At 64.3% G+C, this 4207-nt stretch carries 2 protein-coding genes; both read left to right on the forward strand.

Going from position 1 to position 4207, the window contains the following annotated elements; genetic code table 11:
• A partial coding sequence (locus OQK_RS19710) for a non-ribosomal peptide synthetase (protein WP_016773895.1) occupies positions 1–2246 on the forward strand: 2246 nt, incomplete at its 5' end.
• On the forward strand, positions 2243–4207 hold a 1965-nt coding region (locus tag OQK_RS19715), incomplete at its 3' end, for a condensation domain-containing protein (protein ID WP_038861430.1). The genes OQK_RS19710 and OQK_RS19715, both read left to right, overlap by 4 nt.

The raw sequence follows: 4207 nt of genomic DNA on the forward strand, positions 1-4207 counted from the left end.
CGCGCAGCCAGAGCCACAATCCGCTGTTTCAAGTGATGTTCAATCACCAGCCGCTGGTCACCGATTTGCACCAGGCGCAACTCGCTTCAGGCTTGCGCGTGGGCTATCTGAGCGAGGAACAACTGGCCGGCAGCGCTCGGCAACATGCAGCCACCAGCGATCTGATGCTCGACACCCGCGAGGAGGGCGAGCAACTGTTTGCAGCCTTCACTTACGCTACGGATATTTTTGATGCCGCAACCATTGCCGCGCTGGCCGGACATTGGCGCAACATTCTCCAGTCGGTGTGCCGTGATCCGCAGCAGTTGATCGGCGAAGTGGCGATGCTCGCCGACAGCGAACGCCACGGGTTGATCCAGGCCACAGCGCCAGCGCCTCGCTTTATCAGCGTGCAAAGCCTGTTCGAAGCGCAGGTCGCACGGACTGCGCCAGCGCCGGCGGTGCTGTTGGCCACTGCCCCTGCACCGGTATACAGCTACGACGAACTCAACGTTCGAAGCAATCGCTTAGCCCATCAGTTGCGCGCACAGGGTGTCGGCCCGGACGTGCTGGTCGGCGTCGCGCTGGGGCGTTCGCTGGAACTGGCGGTGGCGCTGTTGGCCGTGCTCAAGGCCGGTGGTGCTTATGTGCCGCTGGACCCGCAGACCCCGGCCGAACGCTTGCGCCATGTGCTCGCTGACAGCGGTTTGAACCTGTTGCTCAGCGACCGGCAAAGCCTCGCCAGCCTGCCGCCGCTCGACGGCATCGAATGCCTGTGCTTGGAGCAATTGCCCGACAGCGAGCAGAGCGACAACCTGCCGGTCACGGTCGAAGCCGACAACCTCGCGTACGTGATCTACACCTCGGGTTCCACCGGGCGGCCGAAAGGCGTGGCGGTCAGTCATGGCGCGCTGAGCGAGTTCATCGCCCGCGCCATCGACTACAGCGATCTGCGCGAAGGCGACCGGGTTCTGCAATTCGCCACCAGCAGCTTCGACGGTTTCGTCGAGCAGTTTTTCCCGCCGCTGTGCCATGGCGCCAGCGTGGTCATGCGCGATGCGCCGTTGTGGGACAGCGCGACGCTGCATCAGGTGATCATCGATCAGGGAATCACTCTGGCCGACCTGCCGGCGGCCTACTGGTATTGGCTGGTGCAGGAATATGCGGCGAAACCGCCGGCCAGTTTCGGCGCGCTGCGGCAGATTCACGTCGGCGGTGAAGCCATGGCGGTGGACGGTTTGCGCTTGTGGCAACAGGCCGGGCTCGGCCATGTGCGCCTGCTCAATACCTACGGCCCGACCGAGGCCACGGTGGTCTCGACGATTCATGACTGCACCGCGCTGACCGCACAGGACGTGTCGTGGCGTGGGATGCCGATCGGCAAGGGCCTGGCGGCGCGGCGTCTGTACGTGCTCGACGATGATCTGAACCTGCTGCCGCAAGGCGCGGTGGGCGAGTTGTACATCGGTGGGCCGGGGCTGGCGCGCGGTTATCAGCGCCAACCGAGCCTCAGCGCCGAGCGTTTCATTGCCGACCCGTTTGCCGACGGCCAGCGCCTGTATCGCACTGGCGACCGTGCGCGGCTGCGCGGCGATGGCGCGCTGGAGTATGTCGGCCGGGTCGATCATCAGGTGAAGATTCGCGGCTTCCGCATCGAACTGGGCGAGATCGAATCGCGCCTGCAGCAATCTCCGGGCGTTCGCGAGGCAGTGGTGCTGGCGGTGCCATTCGCCGGCGGTGCGCAACTGGTCGCCTACGTGGTGACAGAACCTGCGGTGCTTGCCAGCGCGGCAACGCAAACGGCGTTCCGTCAGCAGACCCGCGCCGCGCTGCAAGCCAGCCTGCCGGATTACATGGTGCCGGGGCATCTGCTGTTGCTGGCGAACCTGCCGCTGACACCGAGCGGCAAGCTCGACCGCAAGGCCTTGCCAGCGCCGGATCCTGCGCAGTTGCAGGGCGATTACCGCGCCCCGCAATCACCGGCCGAACAATGTCTGGCGCAGGTCTGGGCCGAGGTGCTGCACGTGCCGCGTGTGGGCCTGGACGATCACTTTTTTGAACTGGGCGGCCATTCGTTGCTGGCCGCGCAGGTGATTGCCCGGGTCAAGGAGCAGATGGGCGTGGTGCTGCCGCTGCGCAGCCTGTTCGAAAAACCGCTGCTGGCGGATCTCGCCGAGGTGCTAGGGCAACTGGCCGAGACGAGCGGCGACGACGACTGGTCCGACCTGGATCAGTTCATGAATGCTTTGCAAGGAGAAGAAGTATGAGCGGCACGATGGCGGAACGTATTGCAAAAAGGTTCGTCGGCCTGCCGCTGGAACAGCGTCGGCTGTTTCTCGCCAAGCTGCGCGAGGAGGGCAAGGATTTCAGCCTGTTGCCGCTGCCGGTCAGCCGCCACGACTGCGCGCAGATTCCCCTGTCGTTCGCCCAGCAACGCCTGCTGTTTCTCTGGCAACTGGAACCGCACAGCGCCGCATACAACATGGCCGCTGGCTTGCGTCTGAAAGGCCGGCTGGATGAGTCGGCTTTGAGCCGCTCGTTCGACCATCTGCTGGCGCGCCATGAAGTGTTGCGCACGGTGTTTCACACCGACGGGGATCAAGCGCATCAGCTGATTCTTGAGCAGCAAAGTATTGCGCTGGAACGCTTCGACCTGACGGGCATCGCCGCGCAAGAGCGCGAGGAACTGCTCGCGCAACACGTGCAAGACGTCACCGCGCAACCGTTCGATCTGCGCCATGGCCCGCTGTTGCGCGCGAGCCTGTTTGCCCTGGCCGACGATGAGTTCGTGCTGGTGGTGAGCATGCATCACATCGTCTCCGATGGCTGGTCGATGGACGTCATGGTCAAGGAATTCGTGCAGTGCTATCAGGCGTTCAGCTTGCAGCGCGAGCCGCAATTGCCGGCGCTGCCGTTGCAGTACGCCGACTATGCGATCTGGCAGCGGCGCTGGCTGGAGGCCGGCGAGGGCGAGCGCCAGCTCGACTACTGGCGTCAGCAATTGGGCGACGAACATCCGCTGCTGGAAGTGGCGCCGGACTTCGCCCGACCGCTGACGCAAAGCTTTGCAGGACAGACCCTGAGCTTTGATTTCGGCACCGACCTGTCGCAACAGCTCAACGTTTTTGCGCGCAGCCAGGGCATCAGCCTGTTCATGCTGGTGCTGGCCGGGTTCTCGCTGTTCCTTTCGCGTCTGGCCGGCGAGCGCGACATTCGTGTCGGCGTGCCGAATGCCAACCGTGGCCGCGCCGAAGTCGAGGGACTGATCGGTTTCTTCGTCAACACCCAGGTGCTGCGTTGCCAGGTCGATGAGCGCGGCAGTTTCGCCGATTTGCTCGCGCAGGTGCGTGAAGCGGCGTTCGGCGCGCAGGCGCATCAGGAATTGCCGTTCGAGCAACTCGTCGACGAATTGGTCGCCGAGCGCACCCTGGGCCACAACCCGCTGTTCCAGGCCAAGTTCAACCAGAACGTCGGCATGCAGAAACAGCGCTCGATGGCCTTGCCCGGCCTGACTGTAAGCGAATATCCGCTGGCCAAGGACGGCACGCACTTCGATCTGGCCTTGGATATCACCGACGACGGCGCGCTGATCCACGGCCAGATGACCTACGCCAGCGATCTCTATCGGGCGGAAACGGTCGCCGGTTTTGTGCCGATGTTGCTGGACCTGTTTACACAATTGCTCAACTCGCCGCAGGCGCCACTGCACACGGTTGCCACACCACGGCCTGCTGCGCTTGCCATTCACCGCGAACCGGCGTTGACGGTGTTGCAGCACTGGGCGCGTGAAGTGGCTCGGCAGCCGCAGGCGCTGGCCGCTCGGGATCTCAAGCAAACGGTGACTTTCCAGGCGCTGGATCAGGAGGCCAATCGTCTCGCCCATTATTTGCGTGCGCAGGGCGTCGATGTCGGCGACCCGGTGGCGGTGCTGCTGGAACGTTCGCTGGACTGGCTGACTTGCCTGTTGGCGATTCTCAAGGCTGGCGCGGTGTACATGCCGCTCGACGTCAAGGCGCCAAGCGCGCGCCTGCAACAGATGCTCGGTGCTGCGCAGGCGAGGGCGCTGATCGGTGCTGAAGGCGACGCACGGCTCAGCGAAGTGGCGGGTGAGGGCTGTCAGGGTCTGGAGTTTGCGCCGGGGCATTGGCAGTCGCTGCCGGCGTCACCGCCTGAGCTGACGCTGTATGCGCAGTCGCCGGCCTACGTGATTCACACCTCCGGTTCCACC

Source organism: Pseudomonas sp. R62 (assembly GCF_000257605.1).
Taxonomy (GTDB): Bacteria; Pseudomonadota; Gammaproteobacteria; order Pseudomonadales; family Pseudomonadaceae; genus Aquipseudomonas; species Aquipseudomonas atacamensis.